Origin of the sequence: Lactobacillus acetotolerans DSM 20749 = JCM 3825 (assembly GCF_001436775.1) — a bacterium.
GTDB lineage: Bacteria > Bacillota > Bacilli > Lactobacillales > Lactobacillaceae > Lactobacillus > Lactobacillus acetotolerans.
In genome coordinates this window covers 1-18,731 of sequence record NZ_AYZC01000030.1, presented here as the reverse complement: position 1 = coordinate 18,731, position 18,731 = coordinate 1, and the positions used below count along the sequence as shown (strand labels likewise).

At 33.6% G+C, this 18,731-nt stretch carries 19 protein-coding genes and 1 other annotated feature; of the genes, 5 read left to right on the top strand and 14 right to left on the bottom strand.

Annotated features, from left to right (window positions below):
• Window positions 1-6 precede the first annotated feature (6 nt).
• Both FC77_RS05530 and FC77_RS05525 read right to left on the bottom strand, forming a co-directional pair.
• Window positions 7-390 (bottom strand): DUF3290 family protein, encoded by a 384-nt coding sequence (locus tag FC77_RS05530; RefSeq protein ID WP_082137198.1) that lies wholly within the window; start codon window positions 388-390, stop codon window positions 7-9.
• A gap of 81 nt (window positions 391-471) precedes the next feature.
• Window positions 472-1,212 carry a PAS domain-containing protein gene (locus tag FC77_RS05525; protein ID WP_056970518.1) on the bottom strand — a complete coding sequence of 247 codons (741 nt, stop codon included), beginning with the start codon at window positions 1,210-1,212 and terminating at the stop codon, window positions 472-474.
• A 176-nt stretch (window positions 1,213-1,388) separates the two neighbouring features.
• On the opposite strand from FC77_RS05525, the gene FC77_RS05520 reads away from it, so the two are divergent.
• On the top strand, window positions 1,389-2,303 hold the full coding sequence (locus tag FC77_RS05520; protein WP_056970516.1) for a proline-specific peptidase family protein: 915 nt from the start codon (window positions 1,389-1,391) through the stop codon (window positions 2,301-2,303).
• Between the two features lie 59 nt (window positions 2,304-2,362).
• Here FC77_RS05520 and efp read toward each other — a convergent pair whose 3' ends face one another.
• Both efp and coaA read right to left on the bottom strand, forming a co-directional pair.
• The gene (efp, locus tag FC77_RS05515; RefSeq protein WP_056970515.1) at window positions 2,363-2,938 is read right to left on the bottom strand and encodes an elongation factor P; all 576 of its coding nucleotides are present in this window, start codon (window positions 2,936-2,938) and stop codon (window positions 2,363-2,365) included.
• Window positions 2,939-3,062: 124 nt separating this feature from the next.
• Window positions 3,063-3,977, bottom strand: a complete 915-nt coding sequence (gene coaA / locus FC77_RS05510) for a type I pantothenate kinase (RefSeq protein ID WP_056970513.1) — start codon at window positions 3,975-3,977, stop codon at window positions 3,063-3,065.
• Window positions 3,978-4,029: 52 nt separating this feature from the next.
• Between coaA and FC77_RS05505 the strand changes: the two genes are divergently transcribed.
• Window positions 4,030-4,599, top strand: a complete 570-nt coding sequence (locus FC77_RS05505) for an SGNH/GDSL hydrolase family protein (protein ID WP_054681967.1) — start codon at window positions 4,030-4,032, stop codon at window positions 4,597-4,599.
• A gap of 12 nt (window positions 4,600-4,611) precedes the next feature.
• On the opposite strand, the gene FC77_RS05500 is transcribed toward FC77_RS05505, so the two are convergent.
• The 5 genes from FC77_RS05500 to helD form a co-directional block, all read right to left on the bottom strand.
• Complete coding sequence (locus FC77_RS05500) at window positions 4,612-5,022, bottom strand: GNAT family N-acetyltransferase (RefSeq protein ID WP_056970519.1); 411 nt, start codon at window positions 5,020-5,022, stop codon at window positions 4,612-4,614.
• Between the two features lie 44 nt (window positions 5,023-5,066).
• Window positions 5,067-5,888 carry an amino acid ABC transporter substrate-binding protein gene (locus tag FC77_RS05495; protein WP_056970511.1) on the bottom strand — a complete coding sequence of 274 codons (822 nt, stop codon included), beginning with the start codon at window positions 5,886-5,888 and terminating at the stop codon, window positions 5,067-5,069.
• A 2-nt stretch (window positions 5,889-5,890) separates the two neighbouring features.
• Window positions 5,891-6,511 carry an amino acid ABC transporter ATP-binding protein gene (locus FC77_RS05490; protein WP_056970509.1) on the bottom strand — a complete coding sequence of 207 codons (621 nt, stop codon included), beginning with the start codon at window positions 6,509-6,511 and terminating at the stop codon, window positions 5,891-5,893.
• 11 nt (window positions 6,512-6,522) lie between these two features.
• The gene (locus FC77_RS05485) at window positions 6,523-7,170 is read right to left on the bottom strand and encodes an amino acid ABC transporter permease (protein WP_056970507.1); all 648 of its coding nucleotides are present in this window, start codon (window positions 7,168-7,170) and stop codon (window positions 6,523-6,525) included.
• A 156-nt stretch (window positions 7,171-7,326) separates the two neighbouring features.
• Window positions 7,327-7,560, bottom strand: a binding site (T-box leader).
• A 44-nt stretch (window positions 7,561-7,604) separates the two neighbouring features.
• Complete coding sequence (gene helD / locus FC77_RS05480; protein ID WP_056970505.1) at window positions 7,605-9,899, bottom strand: RNA polymerase recycling motor HelD; 2,295 nt, start codon at window positions 9,897-9,899, stop codon at window positions 7,605-7,607.
• Window positions 9,900-10,051: 152 nt separating this feature from the next.
• Here helD and FC77_RS05475 point away from each other — a divergent pair, with 152 nt between their 5' ends.
• Together FC77_RS05475 and FC77_RS05470 are read left to right on the top strand one after the other, a co-directional pair.
• Window positions 10,052-10,744 carry a M57 family metalloprotease gene (locus FC77_RS05475; RefSeq protein WP_056970503.1) on the top strand — a complete coding sequence of 231 codons (693 nt, stop codon included), beginning with the start codon at window positions 10,052-10,054 and terminating at the stop codon, window positions 10,742-10,744.
• Window positions 10,745-10,770: 26 nt separating this feature from the next.
• Window positions 10,771-11,418, top strand: coding sequence for a histidine phosphatase family protein (locus FC77_RS05470; RefSeq protein ID WP_056970501.1), 648 nt, complete (start codon window positions 10,771-10,773; stop codon window positions 11,416-11,418).
• 87 nt (window positions 11,419-11,505) lie between these two features.
• Here the strand turns inward: FC77_RS05470 and tkt are convergent, their stop codons facing one another.
• From tkt to FC77_RS05445, 5 genes are all read right to left on the bottom strand, one after another.
• Entirely contained in the window at window positions 11,506-13,506 is a 2,001-nt protein-coding gene (tkt, locus tag FC77_RS05465) for a transketolase (RefSeq protein ID WP_054681969.1), read from the bottom strand.
• A 26-nt stretch (window positions 13,507-13,532) separates the two neighbouring features.
• On the bottom strand, window positions 13,533-14,186 hold the full coding sequence (gene fsa / locus FC77_RS05460; protein ID WP_056970499.1) for a fructose-6-phosphate aldolase: 654 nt from the start codon (window positions 14,184-14,186) through the stop codon (window positions 13,533-13,535).
• Between the two features lie 67 nt (window positions 14,187-14,253).
• Window positions 14,254-15,633: a PTS ascorbate transporter subunit IIC gene (locus tag FC77_RS05455; protein ID WP_056970497.1), complete on the bottom strand. Its 1,380-nt coding sequence runs from the start codon at window positions 15,631-15,633 to the stop codon at window positions 14,254-14,256.
• A 20-nt stretch (window positions 15,634-15,653) separates the two neighbouring features.
• Entirely contained in the window at window positions 15,654-15,956 is a 303-nt protein-coding gene (locus tag FC77_RS05450) for a PTS sugar transporter subunit IIB (protein ID WP_056970495.1), read from the bottom strand.
• 15 nt (window positions 15,957-15,971) lie between these two features.
• A complete protein-coding gene (locus tag FC77_RS05445; RefSeq protein WP_056970493.1) occupies window positions 15,972-16,433 on the bottom strand; it encodes a PTS sugar transporter subunit IIA in 462 nt (153 codons plus the stop codon).
• Window positions 16,434-16,569: 136 nt separating this feature from the next.
• On the opposite strand from FC77_RS05445, the gene FC77_RS05440 reads away from it, so the two are divergent.
• Complete coding sequence (locus FC77_RS05440) at window positions 16,570-18,657, top strand: PTS sugar transporter subunit IIA (protein ID WP_056970491.1); 2,088 nt, start codon at window positions 16,570-16,572, stop codon at window positions 18,655-18,657.
• The last annotated feature ends 74 nt before the right edge of the window (window positions 18,658-18,731 follow it).

Here is an 18,731-nt window from a genome sequence, read left to right as displayed (position 1 = left end):
ATTAATTTAGTCTTGTTTTAAATTTTCTATCACCAGCGATTGACACAGAGCCACAATAATTCCATCCTGTAAAGTTGTTGAATTAACCATTACGTCAGAATTTTTTACATTAAAATCTTTAGCAACTGATTTAATAAAGGGAACAATCTGCACAGATTGAGATTTTTGTGCATTTGTTTGGACATATTTTTCATAACGAGTTCCAACAAATAACAACAAAAATAAAAGAGCAATAATCCCTAAATCACGGTAACGGGTTGTAAAGCGATTTCGTAAATAAAGGACAGCAAAAAGTACCATTGCAATAGTGGCAATAATCATTAATATATACCAAACTGTCTTATTAGCATCTTGATTATTTTGAATGAATTTAAGCGTATAAAAAGTCATAATGTTTTTATTTTAGCATAGCAAAAAGATCGTTAGCTATAAATCTAACGATCAATTAAATATATTTTTCGATTTTAAAGATTAATTGGAGGCACCGGTTGAAGTATCTGGTTCTTCCGGCTCTTTTTTATCTTTAACTTCTTCTGCCTTAGTTGATGCACCAGTTTTAGCATCGGGGTCAGAATTACGACGATAAGTTGCTCCAGTCGTTGCATCAGGATCAACAACTAATTTTTGACCAGTGGTTTCACAGAAATATTTAACAAGCGGATACAGATCTTGAACCCATTCATAAATACCGGCATAATCACCGTTATCGTCTTCCACCCTCTTGTAATAATGCAGAACCAATTTCCTCAAATTACCATTGGGGACAGGCATATAAACATCATCATGGCCATCCTGTTTAGTACGAAGTGCATGGACAACTTTCTTTGCGTTAGGAATAACCTCACGGACATTCGGGTGAACTGATTCCATTGTGTTACCAACCTGCGCTGGCACCCGTTTTGCTTTCATTTTTTTATTAGGATCAGTTGGGCGGTTGTACCACAGGAATTGATTGTTATCGTCAACAAAAGTCATTTCGCCAATCGTATTACGAAGCATCCAATTAATTTGATTAACTGTTAACAAACCTGAATCAAGTTTGACATAGTCATCCCCCTTTGCAGCATGAGTTCTCTTTGCAGCTTTATCTAACCAATCAGGATCATTCTTCTTTAATCCTTCAACGGTATAACGAGACTTACCTTTTGCATCAAAATCCTCTTTTAAGTACTCGTCACGATTCATATTTTTTAACCATTTGGGCTCTGCCATAAGTGCATCTCCTTAATATATAAATAAAATGTTCCTGTTACTGTAATTATATCACTTAGTATTTTGCTTTTCTACACCAATTTAGCGTTTAACATACCCTGCCTGTTCTTTCCCTTTTATTTAACTATGAGATAAAATGGAAGTTAATAAGTAAGTTAAAAATTAAGGAGAAACATATGAAAACTGGTACCAAAATTATTACTTTAGACAACGGTTACCATCTCTGGACTAACACGCAAGGACACGGTGACATTCATTTATTGGCACTTCATGGTGGTCCTGGTGGTAACCATGAATACTGGGAGGACACCGCTGCACAACTTAAAAAGCAGGGTTTAAACGTCCAGGTCACAATGTATGATCAACTTGGTTCACTTTATTCCGATCAACCAGATTATTCTGATCCAAAAATTGCTAAAAAATATTTAACCTATGAATACTTTTTAGACGAAGTTGATGAAGTCCGTTCAAAACTCGGCTTAGATAACTTTTATTTAATTGGTCAAAGTTGGGGCGGTCTCTTAGTTCAAGAATATGCTGTTAAATATGGTCAACACCTTAAAGGTGCAATTATTTCTTCAATGGTTGATGAAATTGATGATTATGTAAAAGCAGTTAATCGCCGCAGACAAGAAGTGCTTCCACAAACTGAAATTGATTTTATGCATAAATGTGAGAAGGAAAACAATTACGATAACCAACGTTACCAAGATGATGTTCACATCTTAAACATTAACTTTGTTGATCGTAGACAACCTTCCAAGCTTTACCACTTAAAAGATATTGGTGGCAATGCTGTTTACAACGCATTCCAAGGTGACAACGAATTCGTTATCACTGGTAAGCTCAAGGATTGGCACTTTAGAAAGCAACTAAAGAACATTAAAGTACCTACCCTGTTGACCTTTGGTGAACATGAAACGATGCCAATTTCAACTGCTAAGATTATGCAAAAAGAGATACCAAATTCACGCTTAGTAACCACACCCGATGGTGGTCACCACCACATGGTTGATAATCCAGCAGTTTATTATAAACACCTGGCTGATTTCATTCGCCAAGTTGAAAATGGAACTTTTAAAGGTGAATAAATCATCTATAAGAAAAAGCGCCTAGCATTTTTGCTAGACGCTTTCATTTTGGCTAAAAGTTACTTATTAACGTTTTCAGCACGAGACTTATAAGCACCATCAGAAGTATTAATGATTAAGCTTTCACCTTCCTTAATAAAGTCAGGAACTTGAACAACTAAACCAGTTTCCATAGTAGCTGGCTTACCAGAACCAGTAACAGTTGCACCCTTGATACCTGGTTCAGTTTGCTTAACCTTCATTGTTACAGTTGATGGTAATTCGATCCCGATCAACTTACTATCATTAGCAAATTCCAATTGAACTTCAATATTAGGAATAAGGTATAACCTATCATTACCTAATTGATCAGCTGAAACTTCATATTGGTTATAAGTTGAAGTGTCCATAAAGGTATAAGTATCGCCTTCACCATAAAGGTATTGAGCGGTCTTCTTATCAACGTCAACCAAATCAACCTTCTCACTTGGACGCATGGTCTTGTGAACAACAGAGCCAGATTCTACGTTACGAAGATCCATCTGCATAACGGTGTTACCCTTACCTGGCTTGTGGTGGTTAGCTTTCAAGACTTTGATCAACTTACCGTCTTGACTGAAAACCATACCTTTTTTTAAATTAATTGCTTCTACCATTTTTTTCTCCCTTAAATATAAAAATTTTAATTTAATTAATCCAAAGCATTTCGTGCGCTGGAGGCAAAGCAAATTTTTTAATAAGTAATAAATAAATCATATTCATACCTTTAAGTATAACAAATTAAAAGTAACGTAGGTATATTTGATCAATTAAATGTCCATTTGTTTTATGTAAAATCAAACTGGCCCGTTGTTTAGTCGGTGCAATATATTCACGTAAGTTTACTAAATTAACCATTTGCCAAGTTTCTTCAGCTAATTTAATTGCTGCTTCGCGTGGTCCGTTAGCCATTTTATAATAAAAATTAGTAGGATTATTCTTATTTAAATCTAGTAACTTAACAAAACGCTGCATATACCATTTTTCGATTAGGTCTTCCTCTGCATCAATATAAATTGAAAAATCAAAGAAATCACTGGTAACTATTTGCCCATTTTGTGGCAGTTGGAGAGTATTAATTCCCTCAATAATCAAAATATCCGGATTCTTCACGTGACCATATTTACCAGGAACAATATCACTCAAAGCCTGAGAATAGAGCGGATAAATAATGTCATCTTTACAACTTAAAACGTCTTTTAAAAAATCGGTAAGTAACGACATGTTGTAGCTTTCAGGAAAGCCTTTACGTGATAGTAAATCACGCCGCTTTAATTCCTGATTAGAATAAATAAAACCATCAGTCGTCATCAAATGAACTTTTAAGTTCGGATAAGTACGGCTAAGCAGCAATTCTAGTAAACGGGCTGTTGTTGATTTTCCTACAGCTACAGAACCGGAAATACCGATAATAAAGGGGGCTTTTTTGATTTTTTTATGTAAAAACTCACTTTGTTTTTCTTGAGCATGCCTTTTATCTTGGTAAACCAAGTATAAGTAAGCAATTAAACTGGAATAAATTTCATGTACATCTGTTAAGTCAACCACATCACCTAAAGATTTAATTTTAGCCAATTCATTTTTGGTAATCTTAACTTTATCGTTAGGGACAAGCTTAGCCCATTGATCACGATTAAATCGTATATAATTTTTCATATTAATTGTCCTTCATTTTGTTTTCCCTTATTATAGAGTAAGGAGCGGAAATATGAAAAAAATAATTTTATTTGGTGATTCACTTTTCAACGGCTACCGCAACGGACAAGATACTGACGCCATAACAAATGGTTTACAAAAAGTGTTGGGAAATAGCGTAAAAGTGGAAAATTTATCCAAAAGTGGTGCAACCACTGTGGAAGGTTTAGATTATATTAAACAAATTGATCCCCAAGCAGACTTAGTTGTTCTAGAATACGGGACAAATGACACAGCTGCGGGCTGGGGCATTAACAGTGAACGTTATGCTAAGAATTTAGATAAAATGGTTAAAGAAATTGGCTCTAATCGAATGATTATCGTCGGCCCCTCTTATCCAGACCCTAATAATAAAGAAATTATGCAAGATTATAGCGATGAAAGTTTAGACCGCTACAATGCAATAGCCAAAGAGTGTGCACAAAAATACCACATACCTTTTATTGATCTAATCAAAGTAGGAAGAAAATTAGATAATATTTCTTCATATTATTTGGCTGACGGACAACATTTAACCGATAAAGGAAACGCAATTTTAATCAATACTGTTGCACCAGTAATTAAAGAAAAAATCGAGAAATAATTCTCGATTTTTTTATTGCAAATTTTTATACATTAAGATATGTTGAACGCCGCCTTCATCAAAAGTATCACCTTTTACGTGGTAATTTAAATGCACATAAAATGGTTTAGCCTGTAATTGGGCATGACAATATAAATAATTTACATCCTTTTGTCGTAAAAAAGTATGCACGGCATGCATCATATCCGCACCTATATGTTGTCCACGCATTTTCTTGGCAACAGCTACCCTACCAAGCATCCATTTGCCATTTGCTTGAAAAACACGGCAGGTAGCTAATGCGTTGTTTTTGTGTTTATTCAACAAATAAACTTGGATTGCCCTTAAATCAATATCATCTAATTCCGGCAACGTAATTTTTTGCTCTGTGACAAAGGAATCGGTCCGCAATCTTTCCACACAGAAAAATTCTCGACCTGTCATTTCATCTACATGCTTAAAAGTAAAATTGAGCTTTTTACCCACAACTAATCCCCTCTTAAATAACTATTATTCTTACCAAACCACTTTTTATTCAGAGAAGCTAACTTACCATTTGCTTGCAAACGATCCAATCCTTTATTTATCTTTCTCTTTAAAGTTTTATCACCTTTACGAATCCCAACAGCAAATAAATCTGTCGGTACCCTGGGATCTTTGATAATTTTATACTCTTTTTTATTAGCCATATGACTAATATAGTAATTTGCATAAACATCATCAAGAAGGATTCCTTGAATCCGGCCCGCATTTAAGTCTAAAAATGAATTAGCAATTGTGTCATACAACACCTTATCTTTGCTATGAAGAATATTTTGCTTACTTTCATACCACTGTTCTGCGGTTGAGCCCGTTTGCATCCCCAAAGCGTGGTTCTTCATTTGCGTAAACGAATTAATATTACTGCCTTTTTTAACAACTAAAACTTGGCTATTACGTAAATACGGCTTACTAAAAGCCACTTTTTTCTTACGTTCTGGAGTAATACTATAACCGTTCCACAGCAAGTCGATCGTACCATTACGCAATTCCGTTACGTTCATCGACCAATCAATCGTTTGAAAATTCACTTTAATTCCATACTGCTTAAAAACTGCCCGGGCAAGATCAACATCATAACCTGTCAATTGGCCATCTTTCTTCTCAAAGCCCATTGGAACAAAACTATCATCTAGCCCAATCACAACCCGCTTCTTTTGTTCAATTTTATTCCAGGTATCCTGCGTATTAGCTTTCTCTTGTACATTTTCACAACCGGCGGTAAATAAAAGCAAAAAACAGGATAAAATAGCTATCCAAAATTTCTTCATAACTATGCCTCACCCAGTGGTTGAATTTTTAACATTTGATCACTGATATTTTTTGCAAAGGTAAAGTCATGGGTAATAACCAATTGGGTTAAACCAGATTTTTTTAAGTCCAAAATCATCTTTTCCACTTCATGACGCAAATTTGGATCTAATGCTGAAGTTGGTTCATCATAACAAAGGATTTTAGGCTTCATTGCAAGTGCACGCGCGATTGCAACCCTTTGCTTTTGACCTCCAGACAACTGATAAGGGTACTGCTTTTCACGACCGCCCATTTGCAACTTAGTTAATAGTTCCATTGCATTCTTTTCAGCTACTTGTTTCGATTCTTTTAAAACTAATTCTGGGGCTAAAGTTATATTATCTAAAACACTTAAATTAGGAAACAGGTTAAAATCTTGAAATACAATTCCTACCTTCCCTAAATTATATTCTTGCCCATCAAGCAGAATTTCACCACTATCTTTTGTTTCTAAGCCGGAAATAATTCTGAGCAAGGTAGTCTTTCCAGCACCAGATGGGCCAACAATTGCTAAAATTTCTCCATCCTTTAAAGTAAAATTAATATTTTGTAAAACTGGATGCCCATTAAATTTTTTAGTTAAATTTTTTACTTCTAACATTACAAACCATCCTACTCATAATAAGAAAAATATTCTTCAAGTTTTTTCTGTGCAAACGAACAAGCGCTAATTAAAATCAAATAAATAATGGCAACCAAAACTAGTGGGACTAGTGTTACATCTCGTGCCATCGCCACATTACCAGCACGGAGCAAATCCCCTAAGCCAATAACATATACCAGTGATGAGTCTTTAACTAGGTTAATAACTTCATTACCAATCGATGGCAAAACAATCTTAATTACCTGGGGAATAACAATTTTAGTCATTGTCTGCCAACGGTCTAAGCGAAGAACCTGCGCTGCTTCAAATTGCCCTTTATCAATTGACTGCATCCCACCACGAAAAATTTCCGCAAAATACGCCGCATAATTCAAAACGAAGGTAAATAAAGCCGCTTGATAACGTGGAAAAACGACCCCAATAATCGGTAACCCATAAAAGACAAAGATTAACTGAAGAAGAAGTGGTGTGCCCCGCATAATAAGCACGTAAAACTTCACCAGCCATTTTACTATTTTGATATGGCTCATTTCACCCAAAGAAGCTATTATTCCGATTGGTAAAGCCAGACACAGTGTCCAAAAGAAGATTTTAATTGTCATCCACGTTCCATTTATTAGTGATGGCAAAATTTCTTCAATATATTTTAACGTCATATTTCTACACCTAATTTCTTTAAATAAAAAAGTCCTCTTAAGCTTAAAGCCTAAGAGGACGATCAACCGTGGTTCCACCCCATATTCACAGATAACTCACATTATCTGTCTCACTAAGTTTATTAACAAAAATAAAAGCCCCCATAGCCAATTGGCTACGAGGGCGAATCAATCGTGCTTCCACCTCATGTTCGCAGTCAACTCACGTTAACTGCCTCACTAAGTTTATTAATAAACCTTTAGCTGTAACGGGCTATATCCCGGATTTTCTTACTAACTTCAGAAAATCAACTCACAGATGTGATTTCATTAAAGTAGTTACCTTATTCTCATCAACAAAGGCTCTCTAATAACTTATCTTTAATTACTATTTCTGCTCTAAGTTATTCCTAATATGTATAAAATGTTAAATTATGCAAATCGATTTGTCAATTTTATTTTTCTTCATATGTATCCGCATTGACGTTAAGTAACGGACTCTTCTCACCGGTATAAATTATATCCAGTTTATACATCGCCCGTGAAGTAATCGTGTAAACAAGCTGCGTTTCATCAAGCTGCTCATAATTTGCCTTAGAAGCGCCCCACATGACAACAGCATCAAATTCTAGTCCTTTAGCTAAATACGACGGAATAACTAATGTGCCTGGAACCAAACGTTGGTTGGCTGTTGCAATCAAAGATTCTTTAACTCCATCCGCTTTTAACTTTTTGTCAACATATTTCGCAGAAGACAAATCTTTGGTAATAATGGCAGTTGTTTGTTTATTCTTATCATTATTTTTAAGAATACCTTCAAGAACTGAGATTGCCTCGTCATCATTCTTCCGACCCCAAATTACTGGTTTAGGACCTTGTCTGTTAAAGGCTTCAATCTTTTCACCTTGTCGTAAAATTTGTTTAGTAAAACCTGTTAGCTGTTTCGTTGACCGGTATGATTTCGTTAACTGAACTACTTCGGTCTTCTTAGGATCGAACAACCCACTAATTTGCTTAAGCAGATCTTTACTTTCATCTTTAGTGAAGATTGCCTGGTTCAGATCACCAAGCATTGTGAATTTGGCACGTGGAAAATTATATTTTAAATAGCTTAATTGAAAAGGAGTATAATCTTGAATTTCATCAATAAAGGCGTAGCGCATTTCATAATCGACGTACCGTCCAGTAATCAGGTCATATAAATATAAGTAAGCAGAAACGTCATTCATATGGATATAATGTTTCTTGAAACTTTCTTTTACACTATTAACATGTTTAGCCCAATCATCTTGAGAAATATGCCATTTACTAAGATCAATCATTTTAGGAATTGCACGTAAAAAGCTTAGGTACTGTGCCCTAGTATTAATGAAATGATTATGCTTGATTCGTTTATAAACTTTGCTTAATTTTTTAACAACAATTTTGCGGCCTAAAAACTGCTCTTCTTTTGCCTCAGATGAAAATTCTTGATCTGGTTTATCATATAAGTCATTTAGTTGCTCTTTACTTAAGCTTTGAATTGTCTGAGATACCCATGGCTTCTTAATTTCTGAATTGATCCTTCTGTTTAACATTTTAATTAGCTTTTCACGGGTAGCATCAATTCGGTTATGCAGCTTATAATCAGGATTAAATGAGTAATATATATCTTTTATTTTTTCCTTGGCAAAATAAGACTTTTTTGGATCACGAAAGTAAATATTCTTAAAGATCATTCCCTTGTTATTAAGGTGTTTAGCATAACGCGTTAATAGTTTAAAGAATTCAGTTGAATCTTTTAATTTACTAATATTAGTATCTGCAGCTTTATCTTCAAATTGATTGAATAAGTTTTCTACTTTCATGCCAGGCAAACGACGGGCCACAAATTGCCAGTAAGTCATTTGCACCATGTTTTGCTCACCCATTTCAGGCAAAACATTTTCAATATAATCATTAAATAGCTGGTTAGGGCTAAACATGATTACGTCACTACTGGTTAAATTACCACGGTAACGGTAAAGTAAATAAGCTATTCGTTGTAAAATTGCTGACGTCTTACCAGAACCAGCTGCACCTTGAACAAATAGTAAATCCGCACTGGTATTGCGAATAATTTTATTCTGTTCACGTTGAATGGTCGTTACAATTGACTTCATCTGGGTGCTAGATTTTTCAGACAAAACTTCTAAGAGCATTTGATCTCCAATTGACTCATTGGTATCAAACATATTTACAATTTTACCGTCTTTGATCATGAATTGTCGTTTCTTAGTCATATCAACGGTAATTTCACCATCAGGAGAATTGTACGAAACTTTACCCAACTTACCATCATAATAAATAGATGAAATAGGAGCACGCCAATCATAGATTAGGAAGTGATTATTCTCATCCGCAAAGGAACCGAGTCCGATATAAATAGTTTCGGGATCTTCATCCCCCTCTTTAAAATCAACCCGGGCAAAATATGGATGTTTTTCAAGTCGTTTAACGGTATTTAATTGCTTAGCTGAATGTTGCCAATCATGTTCACGTTCACTTAATAATTGTTGCTGCTGGTGAATAGACAATGCGGTTTCCATTGACGTTGAGTAGCCATCATAATCTAATTTAACATCGTCAAAAAAGTGTGAATTTAAATTTCTAGCTTCTCCTCTAACAGACTTAATAGATTTCTCTAAATTCTTCTCTCTCGTCTTAATTAACTCCAAGATGTGATCAAGGTGTTTTTGTTCATATTGCTTTTCATCTGTCACTTTTGTCATGTAGTCACCTATTCCTCAAAAACTTGCATTCTATTCTATCATGAAATCCGTTTAATATATAATTCTTGTACTTACAAGAAAATATAAGTAAAAATTCATGAAAAGTTTAGAAATAGTCATTATAATCGTATTTACTGGGGGTTGATAAAAATATGAAAAAATTTCTCCGTTTTTTACGTAACTTAATATTCGTAGTAGTTGTGGTCTTTGCCGTTTGGGATTATCAAAATAATGATAGCGTCAGAAACGCAACCAACAATTCTCTAACAGCCTTAAATGACCGAATTTCACAGATGCTTTCAACGGGTAACCTTAATCCGCCAAAATTAGGCGATTCAGATCCAAATACTGTTAAAAATGCAATCAAACCAGAGACCGATGACAGCAACGCACAAAAACGCCGCTGGCCTAGTCCCAATGCTACTGTATACGTCAATATTAAGAATGACCTTCAATTACGATCTGCCTCAATCGATGCAATAAAAGCTTGGAATAAAACACAAGCCTTCACTTTTCAAGAAACAAATAATAAGAAAAAAGCACAAGTTATAATTAGTGTAACAAACGATAGTAGCACCAATGCTGCTGGAGAAACGGCTACTAGTTACAATCCCGTAACCGGCCACCTAATAAACGCCAAAGTCCAATTAAACAAGTTTTATTTACAAAACGGATGGTATGGTTATAGTTATAATAGAATAGTAAATACTGCAGAACATGAATTAGGTCATGCCATCGGTTTGAATCACAATAAAGGTGTTTCTGTAATGTATCCACAAGGTTCAGTTTATACTATTCAACCTCAGGATATTACTAATGTTAAAAAGCTCTACAATGAAAAATAATTAATTAACCTAATCTAGGAGGAATTATGAAGAGAATTTATATTGTTCGTCATGGTCAAACTTATATCAACCGCTACAACAAAATGCAAGGTTGGTGTGATACCCCATTAACCCAAGAAGGAATTGAAGGCGCTGAAAAAGTCGGCGAAGCTCTCAAAAATGTGCCATTTGATATTGCGCTTTCTAGTGATTTAAAACGTGCCTGTGACACTTGTGACATCATCATCAAACACAATACTAATAAAGATGAACTGCAACATATTGCCACACCATTCTTCCGTGAACAATTTTATGGTTACTTCGAAGGAATGGATTGTGGTGTAGCTTGGCGAATGATTGGTGGGCCCCACGGCTATAGTAATCATTACGATTTGCTTAAACATGAACCAATCGATAAAGTGAAAGATTGGATTAAAGCAGCTGACCCATACCACCAAGCTGAAAACGCAAAAGAATATTGGGCTCGTGTTAATAAAGGTTTTAAGATGATCAGTGAAATGGATGGAGCGGAAAATATTTTACTTGTTACTCACGGCTTTACAATTAGGAGTATCGCCGATCATTATAGTGACAGCATTGATATTAGCAACGGTCCACGTAATGCATCTATCACTACTATGACCATGACAGACAAAAAAATGAAAATCACTTCATATAATAAGATGCACTTATAATTATTATTCAATATTTATATTAAAAAAATAGATTCTGAAATTTAATTACAAATTTTAGAACCTATTTTTAATTTTCTGCTTTTTTTACTAAGCTTTAATTGTAAGAAATTTATTCACAACATTCTTAACATTAAAACCATATTTATCTAAGACAACATCACCAGGTGCAGATGCGCCAAAACGATTAATTCCTATTTTAACACCATGCTCACCAGCGAACTGATCCCAGCCAAACGTTGAACCTGCTTCAATTGTAACACGTCTCTTAACATCATTAGGCAAAACTTTTTCCCGATAATCTCTACTTTGGCGAGCAAAACGATCAAAACTTGGAATTGAAACAACAGTTACATCGACATTTTGTTCATGTAATTTTTGTTGAGCTGTTAAAGCTAGGTTAACCTCAGAACCAGTAGCAATCAATAGTCCATCAGCTGTATTCTTTTTAGAATGCTTTACAACATAACCACCTTTAGTAACCCCAGAGAAAGCAGTATCTATAGAAATTGGTAATGTTTTCAATGGTTGGCGACTAAGAACTAAAACCGTGGGTTTGTCTGTAGTTTTTAATGCTATTTCCCAAGCTGCTGAAGTTTCATTCCCATCTGCAGGACGTAGAACTTGAACATTTGGCATACAACGTAAGCTAGCTAATTGTTCTATTGGCTCATGGGTTGGTCCGTCTTGACCGACAGCAATTGAATCATGAGTCAAAACATAAATAACTGGTGCGTGTTGCAATGCAGATAATCGAATTGCACCACGAAGGTAATCTGTAAAGACAAAGAAAGTTCCACCAAATACTCTAGAACCACCATGAAGAACAATTCCATTCATAGCAGCTGCCATTGCAAATTCACGAACACCAAACCATATATTTCTTCCAGTGTAAAAACCTGGTTCAAAGTTTTCTGAATTAGCTATCATAGTTTTATTAGAACTAGAAAGGTCTGCTGAGCCACCCCAAAGATATGGTATATTCTTAGCTAATACATTAATTGCCTTAGAACTAGCTGCTCTTGTCGCTATCGATTCATCCTGAGCATAATGTGGCAAAATTTTCTTTAAATTTGTCGGCAATTTACCAGCAAACGAATCTTTAAACGTTTGAGCTAATTCTGGATATTTCTCCGAATAAGATTTAAACAATTTATTCCAATCATTTTCAGCTTCCATACCTCTTGCTTTAAGAGTGGTTTCAAAACGATTAGGAACTTCTTTAGGCACTGTAAAATCTGGATAATTCCAGCCATATACTTTTTCAGCTGCTTTAATACCATCTTCACCAAGTGGACTGCCATGTACAGCATTTGTCCCTTGTTTAGGTGCTCCATAACCAATTATGGTTTTTATTTCAATCAAACTCGGTTTATCAGGCGTTCTTTTTGCCAATTCAATGGCTGCATTAATTGCTGTTAAATCGTTACCATCCTCAACAACTAAATGTTGCCAACCATAACTTTCAAAACGTTTACCTTCATTTTCTGTAAAGGTTTCTGAAGTTGGTCCATCCAAAGAGACATTATTAGAATCGTATAAGGCAATTAATTTGCCCAACTTCAAATGTCCTGCCAAAGAAGCTGCTTCATGAGAAATACCTTCCATTAAATCACCATCACCTACAATAGTATAAGTAAAATGATCCATAATTGGAAAATCAGGCTTATTAAATTTAGCAGCTAAATGTGCTTCTGCCATTGCCATTCCAACAGCCATACCAAAGCCTTGTCCCAAAGGCCCAGTCGTGACTTCCACACCATCAGTATGCCCATATTCTGGGTGTCCTGGAGTATTACTTCCCCATTCTCTGAAATGCTTTAAATCATCAATCGAAACATTAAAGCCAGCTAAGTGAAGCAAACTATAAAGCATTGCAGAGCCATGACCCGCTGATAATATAAAACGATCACGATTTACCCAGTTCATATGTGTTTTAGGATTAATATTTAAATGTCTTGTCCAAAGTACATATGCCATTGGTGCTGCATCCATTGGTAAACCTGGATGCCCAGAATTTGCCTTTTGAATTGCTTCAATACTTAATGTACGAATTGTATTTACACCTAATTCATCCGTTTTATCAAACATAGTTTTAATCTCCTAATTATCAATACTTATTTTTGTTGTTGTTTAAAGGATGCCCAATCCGAAGCAAAACTAGCTAAGCCTTTATCCGTTAATGGATGAGACCATAATTTACCAAATACTGCTGCTGGAATCGTAGCAATATCTGCCCCAGCTAATGCAGCTTGCTTAACATGTTGAGTTCCACGAATACTTGCTGCAATAATCTCTGTCTTAAAGCCATAATTATCCAACACTTTTCGAAGATCTTTAACTAAACCAATTCCACTACCACCAATATCATCTAAACGACCTAAAAAAGGAGAAATATAAGTGGCTCCAGCCTTGGCTGCCAATAGTCCTTGAGTTACAGAAAAGATCAAGGTTACATTTGTCTTTATATTTTCTGAACTTAAAACTTTAACTGCTTTTAACCCTTCCTCAGTCATCGGAATTTTTACAACAATATTTTTGGCCCATTTAACTTCATTTTTGGCTTGTTTTACCATTTCTTCAGCTTTAGTTGCTGTTACTTCAGCAGAAACAGGACCAGAAATTATTTTCGTAATTTCTTTAATAACAGTTTCAAAATCTCTGCCTTCTCGAGAAATCAGAGTTGGATTAGTTGTTACACCATCTACTAAACCTAATTGTGCAAACCTTTTAATATCTTTAACATTTGCAGTATCTAAAAAGAATTTCATATTTTATTTACCTTTCTATTTATTTAATTTCTATCATTTTTTCTATTTATTTAATTTCTATCATTTTTTAATTCTTTTCTGATGACATAGCTTTTCTTCTCTTATCGCGTGAATTCAAATAGAAGCTTAATGCAAAGATAATTACAACAAATGCTAAAATGCCACAAATAATAGCAGTTGGACCAGCTTGACCTAATTTACCTAAAAGAATTCCTGGAATCAGGTAGTCGGTATCAGCAAATGTAGAAGCAGCCATCTTAAGGTTGCCTAATACTGGCAAGATAAGTAATGGAAGCCAACTAATAAGCAAACCATTAACAGCGGATCCAATTACGGCACCACGACGGCCACCAGTTGAATTACCATATATTCCTGCAGCAGCGCCACAGAAGAAGTGTCCAACAACACCGGGGATAATTACGGTAGTCTTCAAAATAACCATTAATAGCATACTTAAAGTACCAACAATAAAACTAACAAAGAATCCTAAAAGTACAGCATTTGGTGCATATGGAAATATAATTGGTACATCCAAAGCTGGTTTAGAATTAGGTACTAATTTAGTAGCAATTCCTTGAAAGGCCGGGATAATTTCTGCCAAAATCATCCGAACACCTTGAAGTACAACAACGAAACCTGCAGCAAAAGTTCCGGCTTGTGTTAATGCATAAACAATGTAATTTGTACCAGAACTTAACTTAGTTTCAACAAAGTGTGGACCAGCAATAATAGCTAAAATAATGTAAACAATACTCATTAAAAGTGTTATTGATACGGTTGAATCACGTAAAAATCCAAGTGACTTAGGTATCTTTAAATCTTCAGTAGTCTTTTTTGGATTACCAAAAAGTTTACCCATTAAACCAGAAATAGCATAACCAATATTACCTGTGTGCCCCATTGCTACTGTATCACCGCCAGTAATTTTACGCATAAATGGTTGACATAAAGCTGGTGTGACGGTTAATAATGTTCCTTCAAATAACCCGCCAAATAGGACAGTCTTCCAACCGGTACCTAAGTGTGCACTAATCAAAATAACTGCTGTTAAACATGACATGTATAACATTGCTTGGCCAGTTAAGAAAATATACTTAAATCTAGTAAGACGAGCCAATAAAATATTAACTAACATCCCTACTAACATAATTAATGCAGTTGTGGTTCCATATTTAACTAAAGCAATAGCTACAACCGCCTCATTACTTGGAACAACACCTTGAACATGTATAGCAAACTTAAACATTGATGCAAAAGGTGTTAGTGAATTACTCAAAATTCCAGATCCACCAATTAAAACCAAAAAACCAACAAAAGTTTTAATGGTTCCTTGAATAACTGTTGTCGCTTTCTTCTTTTGCAACAATAATCCAATGAGTGCAATCAGCGAAACTAAAATCGCTGGTTGTGAAGCAATACTAACGAATATATTTAATAGTGACTTCATTTTTTATACCCCCGCTTTCTTTAATTCGCATCGAAATCAATATTCTCTTTTTTCAATATCTTATTAATATCTTTTTTCGTTTCTTCTTTATCAATTAAACTATTTAGCGGAATTACTTTATCTTTCGGTACATTAAGATTATCTGCTAAAGTTTTATCAGTGAAAAAGTAATCGGCTGAATCAGCTCCTGTACTTCCAACATCTGCGTGGTCAACAGAAATATTTGAAGTATCAACATTCTCTTCTTTTAGTATATTTTGTATATTCATTTGAACTATAAAACTACTACCTAAACCGTTTTGACATACAGCTAAAATTTTCATAATATTTACCCCAATCTATTTACTTGCATTATTAGGCTCATTAAAAGCATTTAATAATTGTGTTTGTGAATTTGCATTTAAAAGTAAATCAAGTTTTTTACTATCCATCAATATATTCATTAGTTCTTTAATAACATCTAAATGACTAGTATTGTCTATCGCAGCAAGTACAAACCATAATTTAATCGGATGTTTTTTATCAATCAGGTTAATTTCATTACCTGTTTTTAAAAATGACAAACCAATCTTTTTAACATGATTATTCGGCCGAGCATGTGCTAAAGCAATCTCAGAACCAATATTTATATAAGGACCTTCTTTTTTTACATTATCAATCATGCTATTAACGTATTTTTTATCGATTGTTGAATCAATAACTAGTGGATCCGCTGCTAATTTAATTGCGTCTTCCCAATTACCATGAAATGATTTTTCATATTTCACAGTCTGATTCGTTAGCAATTTAGATAAAACCATCTTTACCTCCTGTGTCGTATTAATTAATACACTTACTACTCTAAGAATTGATTAACACTTTAACAAGTGCAATAATGTTGTCATACAAAGTGCAATAATGATGATATGGTTAAATAAAAAATGAAGATGTGTTATTTTGGTTATTAAATTTAGTAAACACAAGCACGGCAATCAATTATTAGAAATCTTATTAAATGAAAAAGATTTTGTTTCAATTCAATATTTAATCCAAAAACTAAAAATTTCTCGTAGAAGTGTTTTTTATTTAATAAAAAATGTAAATAACGAACTAGCTGAAAAGAACTATTTAGAAATAAATAATATTAAAGATACAGGATATTATTTGCCAAATGAAACTAAAGAACTATTAGAAAATTACGATTTTTCTGATAATAATAATTTTTTAGCAGATTTAAATATTCATGATCGAAGAAATTTGCTAGTACTCGAACTAATCGATAGCAATCACCTTTCGTTAAACGAAATGGTAAATATTTTTGGTGTATCCAAAAATACAATTTTAAGAGATTTACAAAATACCAGATTAGAGTTGAAAAAATACAATATTAATATAAAAAACACTCAACTTGGAAAAATCATTACAGGAAAAGAAATTGATATTCGTAGTTGGGTGTATAAAAATATATTTGACTTATATAATTTTCTTAAATTCGACATTAATTCGAAAAATAAGAAAAAAATAAGTGACAAGCTTTTTTTATTAGAGCAAATCACTGGTAATTATTTTACTGATAATGCACGAATTTCATTGATTTATTTCATTAATTGGTATTTAAAAAGAATATTCAAAGGTCACTATCTAAATAATTCAAAAAATCTAGATAATAATCCCACTTCTCTTGAAAAAACTTGGGCAATGAGTTTTCTTAATGAGATAGGAATTTTTAATAATTCAGAAAGCGAATTTTTAACCAAAATTGTTAAATCTGCTCCTTTTCACCAAATCAATTTAAGTAATCCGTTAGTGAATAAACTTTATCCAATTGCTAAACAAATAATTAATAAATTTAGTGACTTTTCTAAAATTAATATTTATTCAAAGAAATTGATCAATGATTTAACTATCCACTTAACATCTACGTACTATAGAATTCTTTATGGATTTGTATACAATCAACCTGGACTGACAAATATTAAAAACGAATATTCACAAATTTTCGAACTTACTCAAATTGCAATTCAACCTTTTATTAAATTTATTGGTAAACCAATTTCAATGGATGAAATATCACTAATTTCCTTATATCTCGGTGGCGGACTACGAGCTAATAAACTTTTTCAAAAGAAACGTACACAAAAGAAAAAAGCTGTCTTAATAGTATGCTCAAGTGGAATTGGTACTTCAAGAATATTATTCAATATTTTGTCAGAAAAATATCCTAATGTATACTTCAAAACACCAATTAATAATACACAATATGAAGAAATTAATCTTAAAAATATTGCTTTAATCATAAGTACAATTAATACCAACGCTCGAGAAGGCATACCGATAGTCCAAGTCGCAGCTTTCCCTTCTTCTTATGATCTAAATTTAATTGACTCTATGCTAATAAAAACGAATTTAAAAGATTCAAAGAAAATAGATCCAAAGCGATATGATATTGAAGCTTTATTAGATATCATCAGTAAGCACGCACGAATATTAGAACCTAAAGAATTAAAAACGGAATTAAGAAAGTATCTACTCACAACCGTTTCTACAAATAACGCTCAAAAAGAGATTAATAATAATATTAAATACCCACTTAAAGATGCTTATCATTTAATGAACTTATTGTCCTCTTCACATATACAATTCAAAAATTATATTTCTAATTGGAAATCAGCAATTTATTATTCTCTTAAACCATTAGTGTTGGATCATAGTGTTGAAAAATCATACCCTATTGCTATTATTAATTTATTAAAAGAATTAGGACCATATATGGTAATTGGTGACAACATTTTATTAGCTCATGCAAAAAAGACTAATGGGGTTAATAAATTAAGTTTTAGTTTACTACTACTAAAGAAACCGATATTTTTACCAAATTCTAAGAAACCAATTAAATTAATAATTGGTTTAGCTCCTATCGACAATGCAAAACACTTACCTGCTTTAGCAGAGCTAATGAAATTGATTCAATACAAAAATTGGTTAAATAATTTATTTAAGTGTGAAAACACACAACAACTATTAAAATTTTTAAATAAGGTATAATATTACGCACATAAAAATGAAGCTAACCCCTAAAACTGGACGTTAGTTTATTACAAATTTACACAATTTTCTTT

What these genes read in the sequence shown, in the direction of transcription:
- FC77_RS05530 (WP_082137198.1), bottom strand. Translation starts at nt 390, where the DNA reads ATGACTTTTTATACGCTTAAATTCATTCAAAATAATCAAGATGCTAAT.
- FC77_RS05475 (WP_056970503.1), top strand. Translation starts at nt 10,052, where the DNA reads ATGAAAAAATTTCTCCGTTTTTTACGTAACTTAATATTCGTAGTAGTT.
- FC77_RS05490 (WP_056970509.1), bottom strand. Translation starts at nt 6,511, where the DNA reads ATGTTAGAAGTAAAAAATTTAACTAAAAAATTTAATGGGCATCCAGTT.
- FC77_RS05450 (WP_056970495.1), bottom strand. Translation starts at nt 15,956, where the DNA reads ATGAAAATTTTAGCTGTATGTCAAAACGGTTTAGGTAGTAGTTTTATA.
- FC77_RS05455 (WP_056970497.1), bottom strand. Translation starts at nt 15,633, where the DNA reads ATGAAGTCACTATTAAATATATTCGTTAGTATTGCTTCACAACCAGCG.
- FC77_RS05505 (WP_054681967.1), top strand. Translation starts at nt 4,030, where the DNA reads ATGAAAAAAATAATTTTATTTGGTGATTCACTTTTCAACGGCTACCGC.
- FC77_RS05470 (WP_056970501.1), top strand. Translation starts at nt 10,771, where the DNA reads ATGAAGAGAATTTATATTGTTCGTCATGGTCAAACTTATATCAACCGC.
- helD (WP_056970505.1), bottom strand. Translation starts at nt 9,899, where the DNA reads ATGACAAAAGTGACAGATGAAAAGCAATATGAACAAAAACACCTTGAT.
- coaA (WP_056970513.1), bottom strand. Translation starts at nt 3,977, where the DNA reads ATGAAAAATTATATACGATTTAATCGTGATCAATGGGCTAAGCTTGTC.
- FC77_RS05500 (WP_056970519.1), bottom strand. Translation starts at nt 5,022, where the DNA reads ATGACAGGTCGAGAATTTTTCTGTGTGGAAAGATTGCGGACCGATTCC.
- efp (WP_056970515.1), bottom strand. Translation starts at nt 2,938, where the DNA reads ATGGTAGAAGCAATTAATTTAAAAAAAGGTATGGTTTTCAGTCAAGAC.
- FC77_RS05445 (WP_056970493.1), bottom strand. Translation starts at nt 16,433, where the DNA reads ATGGTTTTATCTAAATTGCTAACGAATCAGACTGTGAAATATGAAAAA.
- fsa (WP_056970499.1), bottom strand. Translation starts at nt 14,186, where the DNA reads ATGAAATTCTTTTTAGATACTGCAAATGTTAAAGATATTAAAAGGTTT.
- FC77_RS05495 (WP_056970511.1), bottom strand. Translation starts at nt 5,888, where the DNA reads ATGAAGAAATTTTGGATAGCTATTTTATCCTGTTTTTTGCTTTTATTT.
- FC77_RS05520 (WP_056970516.1), top strand. Translation starts at nt 1,389, where the DNA reads ATGAAAACTGGTACCAAAATTATTACTTTAGACAACGGTTACCATCTC.
- tkt (WP_054681969.1), bottom strand. Translation starts at nt 13,506, where the DNA reads ATGTTTGATAAAACGGATGAATTAGGTGTAAATACAATTCGTACATTA.
- FC77_RS05525 (WP_056970518.1), bottom strand. Translation starts at nt 1,212, where the DNA reads ATGGCAGAGCCCAAATGGTTAAAAAATATGAATCGTGACGAGTACTTA.
- FC77_RS05485 (WP_056970507.1), bottom strand. Translation starts at nt 7,170, where the DNA reads ATGACGTTAAAATATATTGAAGAAATTTTGCCATCACTAATAAATGGA.